Origin of the sequence: Roseovarius atlanticus (assembly GCF_001441615.1) — a bacterium.
Classification (GTDB): Bacteria; Pseudomonadota; Alphaproteobacteria; order Rhodobacterales; family Rhodobacteraceae; genus Roseovarius; species Roseovarius atlanticus.
In genome coordinates this window covers 62,910-84,036 of the sequence record NZ_LAXJ01000023.1, presented here as the reverse complement: position 1 = coordinate 84,036, position 21,127 = coordinate 62,910, and the positions used below count along the sequence as shown (strand labels likewise).

Below are 21,127 nucleotides of genomic sequence, written 5' to 3'. Positions count from 1 at the left end.
CCAGTGCCGTCACGATCGACCGGTATTCTGGTTCCGTCAGCAAGGGCGCCGGTGCCAACGGCAATGGCAACTGGGTTGGTGTCGGGGATCTGTGATACGTCATTCGGGGCCTCCATGGGTGAGTCGTCACCCTTGAACCCTCGCCGGAAACCGAGGTGCTGGAGAACCGAATAAAGATCGAAAAGCGCCTCAGTGGACACCACTGGTTCGCCAAGATCGAAACCCTGACATACAGAAGCATCCAGAATCCAGGCGGGTGCAAGGATCGCGATACCTGGATCGCGCTCGAGACCTACGTGTTGGCCATCACCGCGAATGAAGGTCTGGAAAACTCTTACATCAGCGCCAAAATAGGCATGCCATCGATAATGGACACGATAAACCTGCCCGACATGGGCAGAATGAACGGGAACTGACTCTGACCCGGAAAAACGCCCTCTTCGCCGGGCACGAGGTCGGTGCAGAGAACTGGGCATTGCTCGCAAGCCTGATCGCGAACTGCAAGATGTGCGACGTCGATCCGGTCAGCTACCTCTCCGACACGCTGCGCGCGTTGCTTGACGGTCATCCCAGAAGCCGCATCGACGATCTCATGCTCTGGAACTTCGCGGCCGCGTCAAGCCGCGCCGCGTAGGGGATCGCCGAGGCGCTTACGCTTGTTCGTGTTGTACATGATGCGCAAAACATCCACCGCACGAAGAAGGCTGGCAGCGCTGGCCGCGCCTTTGAAGTCGAAGCACTTTATTATCAGGGGCGCAAACTGACGGGCCGTCTGATACTTTCCGATGAGTTCGGAGTATTTGTCGGGCTTTCCGTCTCCTAGGGCGGTTTCAATTGCGGATGTCGCACTCTCGATCTCCCCCCAATTGGCCGTGTCCAGCATCCCGTTGAGATGACCGGTTTGCAGGCGGGCCGTCAGTGCCTCACGGCAGAAGGCTTTGAGAGACTGCAAGGGACGGATGATATTTATCAAGAGTGTGGACGCCTTGTCAGAGCTTTGTTGTTCCGCCTTTCGAAAGCTGCGCCCCAGCAATTTGTCGAACATATCCAGTGCAAGATCGGTGAGTTGCTCTTCAAGCCGCAAGCAGGCGGCGGACAAAACCGCCCACAACCGTGGCACGGCCATACGGCGCAGGTTTTGCACCGTGATCCGCAAGCCTTCACCGGCCAGACTGTCGAGTGCCGATGTCGAGATGTTCTGACGCAAACTGGCGGGCAGGCCGATCGCTCGAACCACCATCAGGCGATCCAGAACAGCCTTGATGGATTTGGCCGAGGCTGATTTGGGTGCCGCCTTCAACCAACTCAGCGTCGACACCTCGCCCGATTCAGGGGGCGCAATCAAAGCGCGCAGAGCATTGTGGTGGTCCGGATGCAAGTCCTGGATCAGAGCAGAAATCCTGACATTTTCCGCGCGTTGGATTGCGTGCCTGTCAATCAGTTCAACGGTCCGGCGGGCCGGGACCAGGATACGCCGGCGCCTCAGTTCTTCAGTCAACGAGATCGCCAAAGGCTCGGGTCGCGGGTCTTCTCCGGCAGATGGTGTCAGCCAATGAACAAGCTCCCGCACAAGGGATCCTGAGAAGGCCTGATATCCGAACCGACCCATGATTTGCCCGATATGTTCGCGTCGCGTCTGCGGGCGTCGATCATAGACCGCGAGATCGGAGACGCTGGCATCAACCTGATCTGCAAGGAAAGCCAGCATAACGTCGTTGGGCTGCTCTCCAACCTCGCGAACCCGCCCGGGATGACGCAGGTAAGCCAATGACACGGCGTAGCCCAAACGCGTCGCAGCGGTTCGCTTTCTGGCGACAGCCTCGATCTCATCTGGGGTGAGCGTGCAATGCATCGCAACTTCCCGATCCTCCGAGGGCGGCGCCATCAGCCGAGACCAGAAACTTGCCGTCAATATTTGTCGCCGTGCCATGAAATACCCTTCTCACATGCATGTCCGTGAAACGCTCGTTTGGCGGAATCTCCTACTCCGTCCGTCAATATGGCTTGACAACGGGAAAACGGACAAGTTGATTTAAGGACAGGAAAACGGACAAGGCTATCTTCATGGCGCTGATTGGATATGCGCGGGTCTCGACCACTGAACAAAAGTTGGAAACACAGGTTGATGCGCTCAAAGCCGCGGGCTGCGAAACCGTATTTGAGGATGTCATCTCCGGCGCCAAAGCCGAACGTCCGGGCTTGAATGATGCCTTGGCCTTTCTGCGCAGGGACGACGCGCTTGTAGTCTGGAAACTCGACCGCCTTGGCCGGTCCATGACGCACCTGGTGGAGACAGTGGCCGATCTCGGAAACCGCGGCATTGGCTTCAGATCCCTGACCGAAGGCGTGGATACGACCACCACCGGCGGCACTTTGGTGTTCCATCTGTTCGGCGCGCTTGCGCAGTTTGAGCGCGACCTCATCATCGAGCGCACACAGGCCGGTCTAAAAGCCGCCGCAACGCGCGGTCGAAAAGGAGGGCGTAAACCTGTCGTCACATCCAAAAAACTGGAGCAGGCAAGAGCCTATATCAGTGACGGATTGACCGTACGAGAAGCCGCCGCGCGCCTCAAAATCAGCAAAACCAGCCTCTATAACGCCCTCAGAGACCAGAAATCCGACTGAGAACGTAGATGTTCCCCTAAAGTTCGCGCGAACCGGACAATAATGTCACTTTTATGCAGTGACCCCATGTGGTAGCGCCGGGCGATCTGCTGATGGAGATTACCGGCGACGCGACGTCGATCCTGTCAGGCGAACGGGTCGCGCTGAACTTTGCCGGGCGCATGTCCGGCATCGCCACGCTGACCGCCGCTTTCGTCTCGGAAACGCGAGGTACTGACACCCGCGTGACCTGCACCCGCAAGACCACGCCAGGGCTTCGGATCGTCGAAAAGCAGGCCGTGCTGCATGGCGGCGGGTTCAACCACCGCTTCGGCCTGTCGGACGCAATCCTGATCAAGGACAACCACATCGCAGCCGCCGGAGGCATCCGTCCAGTGCTGCAATCGGTCAAAGAGCGGGCCTCTCACTTAATCCGCTGCGAGATCGAGGTCGACCGGCTGGATCAGCTGTCCGAGGTTCTGGACGAAGGTGGGGCGGATGTTGTGCTGCTGGACAATATGGACACGCAATCCCTTGTGAAAGCGGTGGAAATGACCGCCGGACGCGTGGTGCTCGAGGCTTCGGGCAACATGAAACTGGACCACATTGCCGAAGTCGCGGCGACGGGCGTCGGCTATATTTCGTCCGGGGCGCTGACTCATTCGGCGCGAGTTCTGGACCTCGGGCTGGACTTCTGAATCAGCAATCCCTCGCGCACGGATACGCCATTTTTTGCATATTAAAACGCAATAATATTACGCTGCACTTGCGAAAAGACGCCCAAGCGGGTATCCCCTCGCAAGCCTGTCTCTGGAGGATCGACATGAGCCAATCCGCCCCGCAACGCAGCCTCACCGCGTCGGACATCCGCGCGCGCAAGGGTGCCGATCCGCTGGTCTGCCTGACGGCCTATACGACCCCCGTGGCACAGCTGGCGGATCCGGAATGCGATCTGGTCCTTGTCGGCGACAGTGTCGGCATGGTGTTGCACGGGTTGCCCTCGACCCTTGATGTCACGATGGAGATGATGGTCATGCACGGTCGCGCCGTCGCCCGCGGACTGAGCCGCGCGCTGATGGTCGTCGACATGCCCTTCGGTAGCTACGAGGAAAGCCCGGCGCAGGCCTTCCGCAGCGCGGCCAGACTGATGGCTGAAACCGGGGCCGGCGCGGTCAAGCTGGAAGGCGGGGCACATATGGAAGAGACGATCCGCTTCATCGTCGATCGTGGCATACCCGTCATGGCCCATATCGGGCTGACGCCCCAGGCGGTGAACGCGCTTGGCGGTTACAGGGTGCAGGGGCGCGGCGCGGATGCGGACCGGATCGCGCAGGACGCCCGCGCGGTGACCCGCGCCGGGGCTTTCGCGGTCGTGCTGGAGAAGATGCCCGCTGCGCTGGCCGATCAGATCACTGCGGACATCGACATCCCCACGGTCGGCATCGGGGCATCAGTGCGCTGTGACGGGCAGATCTTGGTGATCGACGACATGCTGGGGCTGTTCGACGCCTTCAAACCGAAGTTCGTCAAACGCTATGGCGATCTGGCCAGCGACGCGCGCACCGCCATCGGCACCTATGCCGAAGAGGTCCGCACCCGCAGCTTCCCCGCCGCCGAACATGTCTTTTCCCAGGAGGAACCAAGCACATGAAGATCATCCGCACCAAGGCCGAACTGCGCAACCTGACCGACAGCTGGCGCCGCGCCGGTGAAAGCATCGGCGTCGTGCCGACCATGGGTGCGCTGCATGCTGGCCACCTCAGCCTGGTGGAACGCGCCTGCGCCGACAATGACCGGGTGATCGTGACGCTGTTCGTGAACCCCAAGCAGTTCAACAACCCCGAGGATCTGGCAAAATATCCCCGGACCGAACATAGCGATGCCGAAAAGCTGACGCCTTATGGCGTGGACGTCCTCTATGTGCCCGACGGCAGCCAGATGTACCCCGAGGGCTTCGCCACGACGATTTCGGTGACCGGTGTCAGCGAAGGGCTGTGCGGCGGAGCACGGCCGGGGCATTTCGACGGGGTGGCCACAGTGGTGACCAAGCTTTTCCTGCAGTGCGACGCCGACCGGGCGTATTTCGGTGAAAAGGATTACCAGCAGCTCCAGGTGGTGATCCGACTGGCCAAGGATCTGGACCTGAAAACCCAGATTGTCGGCTGCCCCACCATCCGCGAGGAAGACGGCCTCGCCATGTCCTCGCGCAACCTCCGGCTCACCGCGGGGCCGCGCGAAACGGCGCCGGTGATCGCCCAGGTTCTTGAAGACGCTGCGCGTGCCATCGCCCGGGGCGGACACGTCACGCAGATCCTCTACGAGGCCAGGGAGGCCCTGCTCTCTGCCGGGTTCGACACCGTCGATTACCTCGAACTGCGCAGCGATCCCGACCTGCAGCTGATGACCAGGGCAGACCGCGCCAGCCGCCTCTTCCTGGCGGCCTGGATCGACGGAGTGCGCCTGATCGACAATGTCTCCGTTGCGGGCCTCACGGACGTCGGAATTTCGGAAAACCAAACGCTTGCACCGGCCTGAGCCAAACCGCCGCCTCTCAGCCCTTCGCCCGCAGGCCGGATCGTGCGAGGGCGGCGATCAGGTCCGTCCTCGTGACGATGCCGACGATCCAGCCCTTTTCAAGGACTGGCGCCGCATCGACGTCACCATCAGCTATCATCGGCAGAAGTACCCCAACCGGAGTCGTTGGTACCGCCCGGGTGCCGGCGACGCTCATGATATCCACGGCACGGACCGGTTGCGTGCGGTCCCGGTCAATCAGGCGCCGAAAAGCCGCAAGGTAGCCGCGGTCGAGCCGAAGCGCGTCCTCTCGCGCGCGGTCGATCACCTGCAGGAGGGTCGGTGATCCCATTCTCCCGGCGTGAATCGTAATAGGGTCGGCACATGCGCGTGAAAATCGATGTCTCAGAAGAGGAACTGGATGGTGACTATGGCGCGGTTCCTGGGCTCATCATTACCTGTACCCGGTGTCGGCACTCCGTGGAGGTGTTCGGCACCGAAAAAAATTCGGTGAAACGCGGAGCGGTCATGCTTCGGGAGGAATGCCCTTTTGATGAGGACAACTTCTACTCGGCATAGATCAAGAAGGGCTATTCGAGTAGACTTTGCGCCGCTACCGCCCTCGAGCGAACTTGGGGGTCCAGCTCTCAATCAATGAGGCTTCTTCTTCGTAGGCTTCGTCATCAGGGTCGTCGGCAAGTTCTTCGCTGGAAAGGACGGTAAGGGTGAAGCCGTAAGCGCCGAGACCGATGACTTCTTCATCCAACGCAAGCCGTCGCCCGCAAGAGAACCATTCAGCAAGACTGGTCTGACCACATATCGAGCGCGCGGACCGGATGTTTTGCGTATCAGCGTTGAACCGCAGGGTATGGGTTCGTGGCAGCGGAGTACCCTTTTTGAGGAATGTGAGCTTATCGAGCTTTTTGAAGCTTTCAGACAAGAACGCATATGCGACCTTGTCGCCGGAACTGACGACGACCGCCATCGGGATTGCCAGCCTTGAGCGTGCAGTAAGCCGTGCCATTGAGCACGATGTTCACAATCGTATTCCAGCCGTTCGGCGAAATATCCTCGGCGCGGGCCAAGAAATTGCCCGCAGCGTTGTTGATCAGCACGTCAATGCCGCCTTCTTTGGCAATCACGTTGTCCATTTGTCTGGACACTAGGTCGGGATCTCGGATGTCCATTGGACAAACCACGGCACGACCACCGGCTTCAGCGATTTCATCCGCGACCTTTTGCAAAAGTTCCTCGCGACGTCCGGCAAGGATTGGGGTGCCGCCGAGTTCCGCCACCCGCAGGGCAAAATCACGACCAATCCCTGTTCCGGCACCCGTTATGAAGACGCGTTTCCGATCAAATGTACCTTTTGCGAGCATAGATGGCCTCTTTGCTTGAGCTTTGTTAAAAAGCCAAAAATTCGGAAAATTCAGCGAAGATATCCGCGGGGATCGACTATTTCTCGCAACAAGCGAAGTTCATCTCGCGTCGGCGGTTTGGACATGTGGACATTCCGGTTTGCACCGAGTTCAAAACCCGTATTTTCAACCACTTCTTCAACCGAGCTGTGGGGATGAACCGAATGGATTCGCATGCGCAGTGTATCAGGATCAAAATCCAGAACAGCCAATGGTGAGACACAGAGATGCGGACCACCATTCATTCCAGCTGCGGCGAAACTTTCGGGGCCATCTAGATACCCAGGCGATGTGATGAAATCCACGCGTTCCACGAAATTCCGGCGGGAGTGAACCGTCGGGCAGATATAGAACCGCTTTGACTGCCCCGCATATGAAATATTCGCGGCACCAGGCCCGCGCATTTTCGGCTCGTGAAGCGTGCCCCCGATGTGGTGAAGATTGATATTGCCGTGAGCATCAATCTGCAAACCGTTGTGAAAGAAGAAGTCCAGACCGCGATGGGAATGCCCAAAAAGCTCCAGAAATGTCTCGGCCGCTTCGCAGGCGCCCAAGGCCCGGTCATCCAACATCGACGGCCAGAGTTGCGTGGGGTTCGGGTTGACGAACATTTCCCCCGCGATTTGTAGGTCGGGCGCGTGAGTTAGCCGTGCCAACAATATCGCCGCCATCGGGATCGCCGCCGCAGCGCCAGCGGCGCCCAGTTCGCCGTTCTTCAGTTCACGCGACAACAGAACCGCCTGAAGTTCCTGAATGGAATAATCGCTCATAGGTTTCTGGCCTCTTCTTCCAATGCGGGCAGACGGGTATCAGGGAGGCGCGAAAGGTAGTCCCGCTGCGATGCGCAGCCTGACACATCTTGCTCAAGAAACATGCGCAGCCCCTCCGGCGCGCCCTTGCGGGCAGCTTCCGCCAGGTCGGCATAGGCGTCGATATAGGCCTCATCGATGCTGTAATGCGGGAAACTGCCGCTGGGATGGGCCGCGTAGGGCAGTTCCACGATGGCATCGACATAGATGTTGGGCACCGAGGTTTCACGAGGCCGCGACAGGATATCATCGGGTGCCACGATACGGTCCACGCTGGCAATCACGAAATCCGAGGCCCGCGCGATCATCTGGTCGGCATAGGTCATCGTACTCAGATGCCGCAAATTGCCGTAGACATCGCCTTCCTGCGCATGGATCAGCGCCAGTTTGGGGCGCAGGGCCCGTGTCGCGAAAAGCGTCTCACCGGTAAAGGGGCAGGTGATATGCGCCACCAGCGGGTTGTGCTTTGGCACATCCGATCCTTTCCAGGCGGCGACCGGCTGAAACGGCACCCCGTTGGCCGAGGCCAGGTAGCCGCCAACCACTGAAAGCGCGTCGACGCAATGGGCGCGGATCCGCCCCTCTTCCACCGCATGACGGAAGCTTGGGCACATGCGCTCTTCCAGTGTCACGGCGGGGCAGTAGGTTTCGGCGACACAACCGGTTGCGATCAGAAGGTCGACATCAAAGCCGGATCCAGGCGACGAGCTGACCTTGAGGTCTTTGAAGTCCGCCTTGATGACTTCACGCACCAGCGCTGTCGGGCGCCCCTGTTTGAACAGTCCGCCAATCGCCAGAAGATCGCCATCGCTCAACTGCGCACGCAGGCATGCGCCTATCTCATTTTCAGCGATTTGTTTGGTATAACGTTCAGACATCCTTTCCCCCCGCCGAGAACACAGTTGCGTCGAAAATCCACGCGCCCTGTCCGGCGGCGCCGACGCCCACCGGGTTAATTTCTAGCCCAGCGAAATCCGCCGAAAGCTTGCCGCCAAGGTCAGCCAGCTTTTCGATCAGGCCAGTCAGGGCTTCGATATCAAGCGCTGCTTTGCCCCGCGCGCCGCGCAGGATTTTGCCGATCTTGCAATCATCGATCATGTTGGTGATTTCGCCCCGCGCCAGGGGCAGAAGACGGGTGGTGACGTCCTTGAACACCTCGGTATAGATGCCGCCGCTACCAAGGGTCAGGCTAGGGCCGAATTCCCGGTCATAGCTGACCGAAACAAAAACCTCTGCCTCGGCCCGAAGCGTTTCGGCAAGGATGAACCCCCTAAGGTCCAGCCTGTGCGCCCCGGCGCTGCGCTGCATCTCGTCCAGCACGGCGGTCAAGGCGGGTTCATCTGCCACGCCTACTGCAACGAGGCCGTATTCCGATTTATGCACGACCCCTTCGGCGATCCCCTTGACGGTGACCGGATAGCCCACGACCCTTGCCTGCGCCAGGGCGGTGTCTCGGTTACTTGCGATGACGAAGGTCTCTTTCGTGAATGGAATGCCCAGATCCTGCAACCGCTTTTTGCTGCTGGCCTCATCAAGGCTGTGCAGGCCGCTCTGTCCCAGCTGAGGATAGGACAACGGCAGCGGCCCGGCGTCGAGGATCGAACTGGGCCGGTCCTGACACTTGAGATACGCCGCCTTGCCGTTCAGCGCCGCGACAGCGGTGTCGATGCGGGTGAACACGGTTTTCCCGGCTACGCGAAGGTCACGCAGCGCTTCGGCATTGTAGATATCAGAAGGCCAGAGTGCGACGATGGGTTTGCCGGTTTCCGCCTCGACACGGCTGATCGCATCAACACTGTCCTGTGCCCAGGTCGGAACAACGGGGGTATTGGCAACGGCCACGGCTTCAAACGCGGGATCGGAAGCAAATGAACCAAGGCATTGCGAAAAGCCGCCCTGTTCTCGGAACGGGCTGCCGCCAACATCCACCGGATTCTTTGGCTTAAGAAAATCAGGTAGATATTGCTGCAATTGCTGAGAGACAGCTGCACCGGGGTTGGGCAGGTCCACGTCCCCGGCATGCGCCAAGGCATCCGCAAGGCAGCCTCCAAGACCGCCCGAAACCGTCAGAACCCCAACCGAGCGGCCGCCACCGGCATGGGCAAGATAATGGGCGACCGGAAGCAGGTCTTCGATATTCTTGACATCCGTAAGCCCCAGTTGTCGCGCGGCGGCCTCATAGGTGCTGCGCGCGCCCAGCAGCGCGCCGGTATGGCCCGCAGCGGCAGCGGCGCCCGTGTCCGAACGACCCGCTTTGTAGATCGCAATCGGCTTGCCCGATGCAAAGGCACGGCGGGCGGCGGCGACAATGCGCTTGGGGTGGCGGAACGCCTCGACATAAAGGGCAATGCTGCGCGTTTCGGGATCATCGATCAGGAAATCCACGCAATCGGCAATATCGGTGACCGCCTCGTTGCCGGTGGAGATCAGATAACTCATGCCAATCTGGTCGCGCTCGGCAACATCCATCAGCAGGCTGCCCAGGGCGCCGCTTTGCACGACAACGCCAATATCGCCCCTGGGGGCGCTGTGGGTTGCAAGGCGACTGGTGGAGCTGAGCGCGGTATCCCGGCCGAAATTGATCAGGCCGGTGGTGTTCGGCCCCAGCATCACGGCACCATGATCGCGCAGCATCCCGACGAGGCGCTCTTGCAGAGCGGCGCCTTCGGCCCCGGCTTCTGAGAAACCCGCGCTGATCGTGACGAAGGCCCGGATGCCCATGTCCAGCGCCTGCTGAACCGTGTCGGGCACCTGCGCGGCAGGGATCGACAGGACCACGCATTCGGGTGCCGTCGGGAGATCCGCCAGAGATGTCACCGAGGTTATGCCATGCAAGGTGATCGGTGAGCGGGTGACCATGTCGATTCGGCCCCTGAAGCCGTGTTTGACAAGATGTTCCAAAACGGCGCGCCCGCCCACTTGAAACGTTGTGTCCTTGCCCGACACCCCGACAATAGCAACGGACGTTGGTGAAAATAGTTGGGTGATGCTCATCTTGGCGCCATGGTCCTCTTTCAAACTGCGCGGGTATGGGCGTCGCCCATCCTGCCCGCGCTGCCTCCTGACTTCGGGCCACCCCTGCACGGGTGCCGACCCATCTCGGCCTTGCTATATCGAAGTCGAAATTGGACTGTGAAATTTCTGATTAGTGGTTTCGCATAGTGGGTTGTTTTGCCAAACCTCGTCACTATGCGGTTCGCTGCGGCATTTGAATGGATATTCCCGCACACAGCGCCATAGCTGGGGATACGTGGACTGGCAATCAGTTGCGGCCCTATTGATACAGTTCACCCGCAACATCACAAAGACTTATCACAATGCAAATCGACCGCCATCGCACCGCGCCTCAATCGGCCTGTCTTGCAGGGTTATTCCTGGTGGCAACCGCCTGCGTCTTTGTTGCGGACGAATGGGCGCAGGCCATCGAACTGGAATGGCTGACGGCCGCCCTGGCCATCTTGGTCGCCCTGACCCTGGCCCTTCGCTCGCAAACCAAAGAACGAATATTTCTTGCGGTGGCGCTTGTCCTTACGGGGATCGCCTTGGCAACATTGCACAATGCCCTGGCACGCATTCTGCGCGCTCTGCAAACTGCGGGTTTTATCGCGGCGATTTTTACGGCACTGGCGACCCTGCGTGCGGTGGCCGAAAGTTCACCCGCCATCCAACGATCAGGCCAATATCTGGCGGCGCAACCGCCAGAGCGAAGGTATCTTGCTCTTACGCTGGGCGGGCATGCCTTTACCCTGATCTTGAACTATGGATCGATCGTCTTGCTGGGAAGCACGGCGATGGCGTGTGACGACGCCAATCAGGATCCGCGCATTCGCGCGCTACGCGCCAAGCGCATGCTATCGGCGGTTCAGCGGGGATTTGTCGCGGCGGTGATCTGGTCGCCGTTATCCCTGTCGGTGGCAATCACGCTGACACTGCTGCCCGAGGTGCATTGGATTGATATCGCTTTTCCCTGCCTTGTTTCGTCCTTTCTTTTGTTCGTTTGCGGCTGGGCACTTGATTCCCGTATCCGCCCGCCTGTCAGAACTCAGGCCCCTTCCCGGACTGCGGCGGTTGGTGGTTGGCGTGCGCTGGCCCCGCTTGGCCTGTTGCTTTGCCTGCTTGGCATGCTTCTAAGCGGGCTGCACGCCCTGACCGGTATCCGAACAATCGGACTGGTTGTCGGGGTGGTGCTCTGTATCGCTGCGGTCTGGCTTTGGCGTATCACCCGCGATCCAGATAACGGGCTGGCCTTCGGGGCGCGGGCAAAAGCCTATCTCACGCAGGATTTACCCGGATTGAGCAAAGAGATCTTGCTGCTGATGTCGGCGGGATATATCGGCAATATCGGCGCCCCGATAATCGCCCCATTACTGGCCGCCGCCGGAGTTGATCCTTCGGGGTTGACCGGCTGGGCCGTGCTTTTGATACTGATCTGGGCGCTGCCCCTGGCGGGACAATTCGGAATGAACCCGATCCTTTCCTTTTCGCTGATTGCACCGTTGCTGCCATCCGCTGAGTCCCTTGGCGTATCCGCATCCGCCATCGCCGCGGCGGCGCTGGCCGGGTTCGCCCTGAGCGGCGCAAGTTCCCCTTCACAGCAACCAACCTGTTGACCGGGGCGTTGGGCAAAGTCTCGGCCTTCGAGGTCGGCGCCAGATGGAGCGGCCCCTATACATTGCTGGCAGGGGCCATAATCTCGGCCTGGATCGGGGTATACGGGTTCCTGCTTTAAAGCGTTTCAGACCCTGTCGGAGTTCTTCCCGCCATGGAAACGGCCCATTGACCTCCCCGCCGGAACAGCACCGTCAGGCCCCCTCAAGGGCCTGACAGCGGGGCTCCTTGCATCAGAGGGATGGTTTGTGTTGAGAGCAAAGAAACACGTTCCCGTTACTGACGAAATCTGAAATCCTTTAGCCTTCCGTGTCCAGACCAATCTCGACCAGGACCTGCCCGGCGACCACCTGCTGTCCCACGGCGCAGCGTACCTTGGCCACCGTGCCGGAAAGCGGCGCGACAATCGTGTTTTCCATCTTCATGGCTTCAACCACGACCAATACATCCCCTTGCCTGACGCTGTCGCCAACCGATGCGGCCAGGGCCACAATAACACCCGGCATGGGGGATTTGCAGGCCGGGCTTAGATCAGCATCCCGGGCGGGCGGCATGGTGCTGAACTCCAGACGAAGACCGTCTAAGACAAGCTCCACCCCGGTGCGCTGGCAATGCGCATGCCAGACCTGCCCCGCACAGTTGCCAGAAATCACCGCCCCCTGCTCAGCAAAGGTGATGTGAACCGGGGACCCTTCATCAAACGAAACCGTCACAGAACCCTCCTGACGTGCCACTAACTGCGCCAGTCTCGGCTTGCCCTTGTGGTAGAGCGCCAGACGGCCCAAATGTATGTACCGGCTGCTGTTCGCAAATGATTTCTCGCATGTTCTCGGAATTCGCTCATATGTATCCGGCCTACTGATCGACACGCGGGTCGTGGCCTTGTTGGGGTTACGCACGCGCCGTGGTCTAATTAGCGGCAAGGTCCAAGTTGACCGAATGGGCCGTCAGACTCTGGGGGCGTAATTGTTCCGTTCCATGCTTTCTGTCAGTCGCGAACTCCTCTGGGTCGATCCGGCTTACACGCCGATAGCGACCTCGTCTCTGGGCGCGTCAAACGCCGTTTTGTATCTCAAGATGCTCCAGGCCATTCTTGCCAGCTTGTTGGCCAGTGCGACGGCCAGTTTGTTGCGGTTCATCCGTTCTGCAGCTTTGGTCAGCCAGTCGCCAAAACTGAAGTCGGGCCATCGGTTGGTACGCATTAAGATGACCTTGGCGGCCTGAACGAAGAGCATTCGCAGGTATCGGCTGCCGCGTTTGGTGATGCGCCCCAGAACCGTTCGCCCGCCTGTACTGTATTGTCGCGGTACCAGGCTAACCCAGGCCGCAAAATCGCGTCCTCGACCAAAGGCCTCGCCCGTTCCAATGGCTGCCACCAACGCGGTCGAGATCATCGGGCCGATGCCAGGGATCGTCATGACGTTGACGCAGTTCTCTTCGGTGCGACTGATCTGTTCGATCTCTTTCGAAACGGATTCGATCCGATCATCAAGCCAGAGCCAATCGCCATAGAGACCAATCAAGATCGACCGCATCCGCGGAGATATCTCTTCCTTGCGTTCTTCCAGGATCGTCTCGAATGAGTTCTTCAGAGCCCGCAAACCTCTGCGCACCGTGATGCCTTGTTCGATCAAGAAGGCGCGGATCTGGTTGATCGTCGCTGTGCGTCGCGACACGAGCCTTGACCGAACGCGATGGAGCGCCTGCAAGTCGAGCTGTTCCTGGCTCTTCTCGGGGACAATCGGCAGATTGGGTCGCAATGCCGCTTCAGCTATCGCCTCCGCGTCGTTGTAATCGTTCTTCTGGCCCTTGATGAACGGCTCTACATAGATTGCAGGTATGATCCGGGGCTCGAAACCCATCTTTCGGAGCGTCCGGCTCACAAAATGAGCGCTCAGACACGCCTCCATGCCAACAACGCATCGGGGCAGCTTCTCAAACGTCTGGACCAGCGCCAACCGTTTGATCGGCTTGCGCATCACCAACAGCCCGTCAGGGTCGAATGCCACGATATGGAATGTGTCTTTGCCGATATCGATGCCAACTGACATCAGCTCATCAAAATCGTTCTTTGCCATGCTACTTCTCCTCTCTGCAGGTGAAATAGGCCAAGCCTAACCTGCTGGGTGAAGCAGCCGGTACATCCCATTAGGGGCAGACGGGTCCAACGCCGCGCGGTCAAGCGCAAGCTCTACCCCCGCCCGTTCCCAAAGGGACCCGCCACGCGCAGAGATGCGCGACTGCATCACAGCAAGGGCCGCCGCAGCCCAGGCGGTATCCTGCGGGGTGACGTCGGCGGGCATCAGGCCCTCGGCGCGGTCAATAAAACGTGTATCCGCCTCTCCGGCAATCACCGCGGGATGGCTGCACAGCCGCTTAACGAAACCAAGATTCGTGGCGATCCCAAACACATTTGAGCGATCCAACGCAGCGCACATACTTGCCAATGCGACCTGCCGGTTCGCACCGCGCACAATCAGCTTGGCAATCATCGGGTCATAAAATGGCGAAACGTAATCCCCCGCGTCCAGCCCCAGGTCACAGCGCGCCGTACTGTCCCAGGTCGTGGCGGTGACCCGGCCCGACGACGGGCGGAACCCGTCCAGGGGGTCTTCGGCATAGACCCTGGCCTCGATGGCGTGTCCGGTACAGGTGATATCATCCTGCGCCATTGGCAGCCCCTCGCCCGAGGCGATGCGCAATTGCCATTCCACAAGGTCCTGGCCCGTGACCTCTTCGGTCACCGGATGTTCCACCTGAAGCCGCGTGTTCACTTCAAGAAAGTAATAGCCATTTTCGTCTACGATGAATTCGAACGTGCCCGCATTGCGATAGTTCAGTGCCTCGGCTCCGCGCACGGCAGCGGCGATCATCTCGTCCCGAATGGCCTGTGGCACATGGCTTGCCGCCGGTGCCTCTTCGACCACTTTCTGGTGCCGGCGCTGGAGCGAACATTCGCGGTCGAACAAATGCACGACATTGCCATTGCCGTCGCCAAAGATCTGCACCTCGACATGTCGCGGCGACCGAATGAGCCGCTCCACCAACAGGGAGCCGTCGCCAAAGCTGGCGCGTGCCGTGCGGATGGCCGAGGCGATCTCGTTACCCTTGGGGGGCTCTTCCAGAACCACCATGCCCTTGCCGCCGGCGGCGGCGGCGGGTTTCAGCATGACGGGAAAGCCAATTTCGGTAATCCAGCCTGCGATCCGATCGGGATCTTCCGAGGCCTCGGCTCCGCCGGGCACAGTGGCGACATTGGCGGCGATCATCGCAGTTTTGGCACGGGATCTGTCGCCCATCCGGTTGATCGTTTCGGGGTGGGGACCGACAAAGATCAGTCCCGCCGCTTCGACCCGCGCCGCGAAATCGGCATTTTCGGACAGAAACCCATAACCGGGATGCACCGCATCACAGCCCAGCCGCAGTGCAGCATCAACGATGGCCTCCTGGTTCAGGTAGGACTGCGCCGAGGGGGCGGGGCCAAGCCGAGCCGCCACGGGGGCAAGCCGGACATGGCGCGCCTCGGCATCGGCATCCGAGTAGCCCACGGCCACCTCGATGCCCAGACGTTGACAGCTGCGCATGATCCGGCAGGCGAATTCACCGCGGTTCGCTATGAACAGTTTCCGTATCTTCATCACATTCTGAACACGCCAAACTGCGTGCACTTTTTCGGGGTCGAACGCGCAAGGGCAAGCCCCAGCGTCAACCAATTTCGGGTTTCATCCGGGGCGATAACCGCATCCACCCAAAGCCGCGCCGCGGCGTGAACCGGCGTGCCCTTGGCCTCATAGTCGTCACGGATGGGGCGCTCAAACGCCTCGCGCTCGTCATCGTACATCGAGGTGCCCGCCTGCCCTTCGCGCACAAGGCGCAGCACCTTCGCGGCCTGCTCGCCCCCCATGACCGAGGTGCGCGCATTGGGCCACATTGCCATAAGGCGCGGACCAAATGCGCGGCCGTGTCAACGCCGACTTAAAAATCCCCAAAAGTGCCGAAGTAAAATTCCCCACTTGCACGGGTCCGGTGATCAGCCGGTTTCAGTGATCTGAGGCTCCGTTGTTGGTTTTTGGCGGCCGCCCGCGCCGCTTTGGCGGCGGAGGTGGCGTGATGGGTGCGTTGGCGCGGACATGCTCGGGGATGAGGTCGGCATGGCTGCGGAGCCGGTAGCTGGCGCCTTCGATCTGGATGATCACGGCGTGATGCAGCAGCCGGTCGAGCAGCGCGGTCGCGACAACCGGGTCACCGAAGACCTCGCCCCACTCCGCGAAGCCACGGTTCGAGGTGAGGATCATGGCGCCCTTTTCGTAACGGGCGTTGACGAGCTGGAAGAACAGGTTGGCGCCGCCGGTGGTGATTGGCAGGTAACCGATCTCGTCAACGATCAGCAGTGAGGCCCGGGTATAGAAGCGGATCTTCTCGACCAGCCGGCCCTCTCCTTCGGCCTGGCTCAGCGCGTCGATCAGATCGGCCAGTGTTGCGCGGTAAACGCTTTTGCCGGCCTTCACGGCGGCGACGCCGAGCGCCGTGGCCAGGTGCGACTTCCCGGTGCCTGGCGGTCCGAGGAAGTGGACGACCTCGGCCCGGCGGATGAAGTCCAACTGGGCCAGGGCCGCGATGCGCTCCCGGTCGAGCGACGGCTGGAAGCTGAAGTCGAAGCTTTCGAGCGTCTTGGCGGGCAGGAGTTTGGCGGTGCGCAGGGCCACGTCGATGCGGCGCGTCTCCCGTGTCGCGTATTCCTCACTCAGGAGCGTGTCGATGGCCGCGATCGCGGTGATCTCGCCTTTCTCCAGTTGCTGCAGCGTGTGATCGAGGGCTTCGAGTGCGCGCGGCATCTTCAGCCCGACGAGGGCGCCGCGGATGCGGTCCAGAAGATCGCTCATGACCGTGCCCCCTTGGCCGCCAGGCGCTGGCCAACGGCCCCGTAGAACTCAAGCGGTCGCCTCAGCCCTTACGAGGGCCGCGACAGGGATGGTCTGGGAGGTGGTGCCTTGCGATGCGCCGGATCAATGCGGCGCCGGGCCTTGCCCTCCAGTACCGGATGGCAGGCGATCAGTTGGTTGTCCTCGTAAATCCGCAACTCGGTGGCGTGATGCTGGACCTCGAGCGTCCGGCGCCGGGTGGTGTCCGGGACGGAGTAGAAGTTGCCCCCGACCGCTATCATCCCGTCCTTGCTGACCCGGCGCTCCACCGACAGCACCGCGCTGTAGGGGATTGCCGGAAGCTGTTTCAGATGGTGAACTTCCTCGGCGAAGGCCTCGTCTACCACGCGCCGCGTGGTGGCGTGAACACGCGGATTGGCCACCTCGGTTCGCCAGGCGTCGAACTGGACATTGAGATCGTCCATGTTCCGGAAGGTGCGGGCCAAAAAGAAGTCCTGCCTGATATAGCGGAACGGCCGCTCGACCTTGCCCTTGGTTTTGGCCCGATACGGCTGGCAGGCGCGCGGCACCGCGCCATAATGGTTCAGCAGCGCCACCAGAGAAGCGTTGCAGGTCACCACCCCGGCCTCGTCCTCGCCGATCACCGCAGTCTTCATCCGGTCATAGAGGATTTCCTCGGGCACACCGCCCATGTCCGAGAAGGCCGCGATATGGCAGCGAAGGACCGATTGCAGGTTCTGGCTGGCAACGAACCGGCCCCAGAGCCAGCGGCTGTGCCCGAGTACCATCGAGAACAGCCAGACCTTGCGCACGACGCCAGGTTCGTCGGTGAACTCAACCGTGAACTCGGCAAAATCGACCTGGGCCTGCTGGCCCGGCGGGGTTTCGAACCGGCGCTCGAACTGTGCCTGCTTGGGCGGGCGCGTGAAGCGCAGAAAGTCCGTCACCGCAGTATAGCCGCCGTCATACCCCAACTCCCGGATCTCGCGCAGCAGGCGCCCCCCGCTCAGATCGGGAAAAGCCAGAATGCGGTCCTGCAGATAGCGCTCATAGGGCTCGGTCACGCGCGCCCGCCGCCGGCGCGGCCCATAGACCGGCGCCTCCAGCCCACGGTCGAGATATTTCCGCACGGTCTTCCGGTCAGAGCCAACCTTCCGCGCGATCGCGGATATGCTCAGACCCTGCTTCTTCAAATCTTGGATCAAAACGATCTCCCTCAGTCCTTTCACCTGCCTGCCCCTGTCAGTTGCTCGTTCAGGACATCAGGCTTGCATCCCGCGCCAGCGACAATTCCGAATAGATGTAGTTCGGAATTGCCCCTGACGCTCACCACTGGGGAAAATTCAAACGGCGGTTTTGGGGAGATTACATCCGGCGGTTACACGGCCGCACATGGCATAGTTCCCGGCCCCATAGCTGCCGCCGATCACGACACTGAACTTGGGCACACGCGCGGTGGAAACCGCATTGACCAGCTTGGCCCCATGCCGGGCGATGCCGCCTGCCTCATATTCGGCCCCAACCATGAAGCCGCTGATAGTGTGCAAAAACAGCAAGGGGATATTGCGCTGGCAGCAAAGCTCGATGAAGTTTGCGCCTTTTTGGGCGCTTTCCGAGAAGAGGATACCGTCATTCAGCAAAATGCCGATCGGGTAACCGCCGATGTGTGCGGTGCCGCAAATCAGCGTCGTGCCATAGCGGGCGCGATATTCGCTGAAGCTGTCGGCATCGATCAGATGGTTCAGGATATCCCGCACGGGCAGTTTCTGACGCGGGCTTTCTGGGATAAGCCCGACCAGATCTGTGGCCAACCCAAGTGGCGCGCGCGGTTCTGTGGGCGGGGCGGGCAAGGCATTCGCCTCCTGACGCCCGAGGATCTCACGCACCAGCTGAAGGGCCTCAATATCGTCCGCAGCATAGTGATCGGCCACGGCGCTTTGCTGCGTATGCAGGTCCGCGCCGCCCAGGGTTTGCGGGTCCACAACCTCCCGAGTGGCCGCCTGAACCAATTGCGGACCACCAAGGAAGATCGTGCCGGTTTCCCTGACGATGACCGTCTCGTCGCACATTGCGGGGATATAGGCACCACCCGCCGTACACGACCCCATGACCGCCGCAATTTGTGGAATACCCTGCGACGACATTTCGGCAATACTGCGAAAGATACTGCCAAAGTGATGCTCGTCCGGGAAAATTTCGTCCTGAAGCGGCAGAAAGGCACCACCGCTATCGACAAGGTAGATACAGGCCAAGCGGTTTTCGCGGGCGATCTTCTGCGCGCGCACCTGCTTTTTGATGGTTAGCGGTTAATAGGTGCCGCCTTTCACAGTGGCGTCGTTGGCCATGATCATGCAGGGCCGCCCCGCGATCATCCCGATGCCGGTCACGATTCCCGCACTTGGCACCGCATCATCATACAGGCCCGAGGCCGCCAGCTGGCCGACTTCAAGAAACGGTGTTTCGGGGTCCAGCAGAAGCGATATCCGCTGCCGCGCCGGAAGCTTGCCGCGCGCTTTATGCCGCTCTTGCGATGCCGCGCCACCGCCGGAAATCGCGTGTTTTTGCGCTGTGCGCCAGACGTCTATGTCCTCTTGTCTCATCTGTCTCAGTTCGTTTTCACGGGAAGGCGCAGAATGCCGTTCCCCATGGCTTTGCCAGTCTGATCGAGGCGCAGGGTGCGTGTCGCGCCACCGCCCAGGGCCCGGCGCATTATGACGGCAAGGGAATGGATATTCTCCATCGGGTAGATTGCCACACCGCCTTTCACCCAGTCACCGAACAGTTCTTTGACGCTGTCCTCGGTCACCGAGTTCACCAGCTTGGGGTAAAGGTCGGGCGATTTGGCAATGACACCGATCGAGACAACGTCCCCTTTGTCGCCGGATCGCACATAGGCGATTGTATCGAGAGTTTGCATTGTTACGCCTCCAGGATTTCAACGGTTTGTTTGACGAAGTCACGCGGGATCAGTGTCGGCCATGACCCGACGACAGGGCGCGGCTTCATCGGTGTACCAAAGGATGTTCCCCCCGGCCCCATGATCCAAAGCTGTGCACAGGCGCGGCGCACCTTTTCCGCTTCGTCGCGTGTTCTGGTGTGCACGGCGACACGCAGGCCGATTTCAGCGGGATCATATTCCGGCATGGGCGAGGCCGGACCATGTAGCATGTTCACACCGACATAGTCGAAATGAAGAGCATCATATTTCAGCCCCAGCCGGTCAAATCGGGTCAGAAGCGTACCCCTGGCCTTCTCGGCCCGCTGCAAAGCATGTGGCCAAGGGAAGAACAACATGCCTTCGCCGATCCAGCCATCCTCGTAGCCGACCACCAGCTTGAGCGTTTCGGGCCGTCCGCGCCCGCCCATATCGCTGACTCGGACACGATCCTCCCCCAGCTCTTCGATGGACAGGCGGGTGAAATCGGCAACGCCATCAGGCATCAGATATTCGTTCGGATCGCCGATCTCGTAGACCAAATGTTCTTTGACGGTGAATTGGTCCACCGCGCCGCCGCTGCCCTCAACCTTGGTGATAATGGCCGTGCCGTCTTCGTGGAACTCGGCAATCGGAAAGCCGACGCGGCCCATGTCTGGCATTTCATCAAAGCGCGAAGACATGCCGCCGGTGGCGCCCGCGGCGCATTCCACGATATGGCCGACAGTGATGGCCGAGGCGATGATATCAGCGTTGGTCTCGGTGAAGTCGAGTCCAAGCTCATGCATCACCGGCCCGACATAAAGCGCATTATCCGACACCCGGCCGGCAATCACCACATCCGCGCCTTTGGCTAGGGCCTCGATAATCCCTTCAGCGCCGGTATAGACGCTGGCCGCAACGACACGTTCGCGAATGGCGAGAAAGTCGCTGTCGCCCGTGTCCATATTAGTCAGGTCGCAACCGGTTGCGACCAGTTCATCCACCTGATCCAGAATGTTGTCCCCGCGCACGGCGGCCACCCGCAGCCCGCCAAGGCCAAGCTCTTGCGCCAGGTTGCGGATCACCTTTGCGGCCCCTTCGGGGTTGGTGCCACCGCCATTGCAGATGATCTTGGTCTCCTTTTCCCGCGCCAGGGGCAGCAGCGCGCGCATATGGGCCACCAGATCGGGCACATATCCGGCCTCGGGGTTACGGGATTGCAGCCGTTGCAGCAGAGCCATCGTCAGTTCAGCCAGGTAATCCATCGACAAGTAGTCGATATTTTCCTTTTCCAGCAATTCGATGGCGGGGTCGAGCGCATCGCCCCAAAAGCCAGAGCCTGCACCAAGTCGTATCGTCTTACCCATGGGGCTT

General features: G+C 60.5%; 18 protein-coding genes and 5 pseudogenes. 7 read left to right on the top strand and 16 right to left on the bottom strand.

What is annotated here, in order from left to right:
- The first annotated feature begins 155 nt into the window (after window positions 1–155).
- A complete protein-coding gene (locus tag XM53_RS17910) occupies window positions 156–416 on the top strand; it encodes a hypothetical protein (RefSeq protein WP_057795815.1) in 261 nt (86 codons plus the stop codon).
- Window positions 407–634: pseudogene (locus tag XM53_RS22665) on the top strand (transposase domain-containing protein); the annotation flags it as partial. The gene XM53_RS17910 and the pseudogene XM53_RS22665, both read left to right, overlap by 10 nt.
- On the opposite strand, the gene XM53_RS17900 reads toward XM53_RS22665, so the two are convergent.
- Window positions 617–1,930: a DUF4158 domain-containing protein gene (locus XM53_RS17900; protein ID WP_144435599.1), complete on the bottom strand. Its 1,314-nt coding sequence runs from the start codon at window positions 1,928–1,930 to the stop codon at window positions 617–619. The pseudogene XM53_RS22665 and the gene XM53_RS17900 sit on opposite strands and share 18 nt — an antisense overlap.
- Before the next feature lie 134 nt (window positions 1,931–2,064).
- Here XM53_RS17900 and XM53_RS17895 point away from each other — a divergent pair, with 134 nt between their 5' ends.
- From XM53_RS17895 to panC, 4 genes and pseudogenes are all read left to right on the top strand, one after another.
- Complete coding sequence (locus XM53_RS17895) at window positions 2,065–2,625, top strand: recombinase family protein (protein WP_057795813.1); 561 nt, start codon at window positions 2,065–2,067, stop codon at window positions 2,623–2,625.
- 71 nt (window positions 2,626–2,696) lie between these two features.
- Window positions 2,697–3,302, top strand: a pseudogene (nadC, locus tag XM53_RS17890) (carboxylating nicotinate-nucleotide diphosphorylase); the annotation flags it as partial.
- A gap of 125 nt (window positions 3,303–3,427) precedes the next feature.
- Window positions 3,428–4,255 carry a 3-methyl-2-oxobutanoate hydroxymethyltransferase gene (panB, locus tag XM53_RS17885; protein WP_057795812.1) on the top strand — a complete coding sequence of 276 codons (828 nt, stop codon included), beginning with the start codon at window positions 3,428–3,430 and terminating at the stop codon, window positions 4,253–4,255.
- On the top strand, window positions 4,252–5,139 hold the full coding sequence (gene panC / locus XM53_RS17880) for a pantoate--beta-alanine ligase (RefSeq protein WP_057795811.1): 888 nt from the start codon (window positions 4,252–4,254) through the stop codon (window positions 5,137–5,139). The genes panB and panC overlap by 4 nt, the downstream gene beginning before the upstream one ends.
- A 16-nt stretch (window positions 5,140–5,155) precedes the next feature.
- Here the strand turns inward: panC and XM53_RS17875 are convergent, their stop codons facing one another.
- From XM53_RS17875 to XM53_RS17850, 6 genes are all read right to left on the bottom strand, one after another.
- Window positions 5,156–5,470 (bottom strand): CBS domain-containing protein, encoded by a 315-nt coding sequence (locus tag XM53_RS17875; protein ID WP_057795810.1) that lies wholly within the window; start codon window positions 5,468–5,470, stop codon window positions 5,156–5,158.
- A gap of 261 nt (window positions 5,471–5,731) precedes the next feature.
- Window positions 5,732–6,103, bottom strand: a complete 372-nt coding sequence (locus XM53_RS23155) for a hypothetical protein (RefSeq protein WP_144435598.1) — start codon at window positions 6,101–6,103, stop codon at window positions 5,732–5,734.
- Window positions 6,051–6,497: an SDR family NAD(P)-dependent oxidoreductase gene (locus XM53_RS22660; protein WP_082631096.1), complete on the bottom strand. Its 447-nt coding sequence runs from the start codon at window positions 6,495–6,497 to the stop codon at window positions 6,051–6,053. Before XM53_RS22660 ends, XM53_RS23155 begins: the two co-directional genes overlap by 53 nt.
- 50 nt (window positions 6,498–6,547) lie before the next feature.
- Window positions 6,548–7,306 carry a CoA-transferase gene (locus XM53_RS17860; RefSeq protein WP_057795804.1) on the bottom strand — a complete coding sequence of 253 codons (759 nt, stop codon included), beginning with the start codon at window positions 7,304–7,306 and terminating at the stop codon, window positions 6,548–6,550.
- Entirely contained in the window at window positions 7,303–8,223 is a 921-nt protein-coding gene (locus XM53_RS17855) for a CoA transferase subunit A (RefSeq protein WP_082631095.1), read from the bottom strand. Before XM53_RS17855 ends, XM53_RS17860 begins: the two co-directional genes overlap by 4 nt.
- Complete coding sequence (locus XM53_RS17850; protein WP_144435597.1) at window positions 8,216–10,339, bottom strand: acetate--CoA ligase family protein; 2,124 nt, start codon at window positions 10,337–10,339, stop codon at window positions 8,216–8,218. Before XM53_RS17850 ends, XM53_RS17855 begins: the two co-directional genes overlap by 8 nt.
- A gap of 323 nt (window positions 10,340–10,662) precedes the next feature.
- Here XM53_RS17850 and XM53_RS17845 point away from each other — a divergent pair, with 323 nt between their 5' ends.
- On the top strand, window positions 10,663–11,955 hold the full coding sequence (locus XM53_RS17845; protein ID WP_057795798.1) for a hypothetical protein: 1,293 nt from the start codon (window positions 10,663–10,665) through the stop codon (window positions 11,953–11,955).
- Between the two features lie 297 nt (window positions 11,956–12,252).
- Here the strand turns inward: XM53_RS17845 and XM53_RS23590 are convergent, their stop codons facing one another.
- The 9 genes and pseudogenes from XM53_RS23590 to XM53_RS17795 all read right to left on the bottom strand — a co-directional run bounded on the left by XM53_RS23590 (window position 12,253) and on the right by XM53_RS17795 (window position 21,120).
- Window positions 12,253–12,666 (bottom strand): acetyl-CoA carboxylase biotin carboxyl carrier protein subunit, encoded by a 414-nt coding sequence (locus XM53_RS23590; protein WP_201455438.1) that lies wholly within the window; start codon window positions 12,664–12,666, stop codon window positions 12,253–12,255.
- 306 nt (window positions 12,667–12,972) lie between these two features.
- Window positions 12,973–14,031 (bottom strand): IS110 family RNA-guided transposase, encoded by a 1,059-nt coding sequence (locus tag XM53_RS17835; RefSeq protein ID WP_057795794.1) that lies wholly within the window; start codon window positions 14,029–14,031, stop codon window positions 12,973–12,975.
- Window positions 14,032–14,067: 36 nt separating this feature from the next.
- The gene (locus tag XM53_RS17830; RefSeq protein ID WP_057795792.1) at window positions 14,068–15,591 is read right to left on the bottom strand and encodes an acetyl-CoA carboxylase biotin carboxylase subunit; all 1,524 of its coding nucleotides are present in this window, start codon (window positions 15,589–15,591) and stop codon (window positions 14,068–14,070) included.
- Window positions 15,591–15,902: pseudogene (locus XM53_RS17825) on the bottom strand (carboxyl transferase domain-containing protein); the annotation flags it as partial. The pseudogene XM53_RS17825 and the gene XM53_RS17830, both read right to left, overlap by 1 nt.
- A 91-nt stretch (window positions 15,903–15,993) precedes the next feature.
- Entirely contained in the window at window positions 15,994–16,836 is an 843-nt protein-coding gene (gene istB / locus XM53_RS17820; RefSeq protein WP_057795789.1) for an IS21-like element helper ATPase IstB, read from the bottom strand.
- Window positions 16,833–18,065: pseudogene (gene istA, locus XM53_RS17815) on the bottom strand (IS21 family transposase). The gene istB and the pseudogene istA overlap by 4 nt, the downstream one beginning before the upstream one ends.
- A gap of 153 nt (window positions 18,066–18,218) precedes the next feature.
- Window positions 18,219–19,391 (bottom strand): annotated as a pseudogene (locus XM53_RS17810) (acyl-CoA carboxylase subunit beta); the annotation flags it as partial.
- 50 nt (window positions 19,392–19,441) lie between these two features.
- On the bottom strand, window positions 19,442–19,753 hold the full coding sequence (locus XM53_RS17800) for an AtuA-related protein (protein ID WP_057795783.1): 312 nt from the start codon (window positions 19,751–19,753) through the stop codon (window positions 19,442–19,444).
- Between the two features lie 2 nt (window positions 19,754–19,755).
- A complete protein-coding gene (locus XM53_RS17795; RefSeq protein ID WP_057795781.1) occupies window positions 19,756–21,120 on the bottom strand; it encodes an acyclic terpene utilization AtuA family protein in 1,365 nt (454 codons plus the stop codon).
- Between the last annotated feature and the right edge of the window lie 7 nt (window positions 21,121–21,127).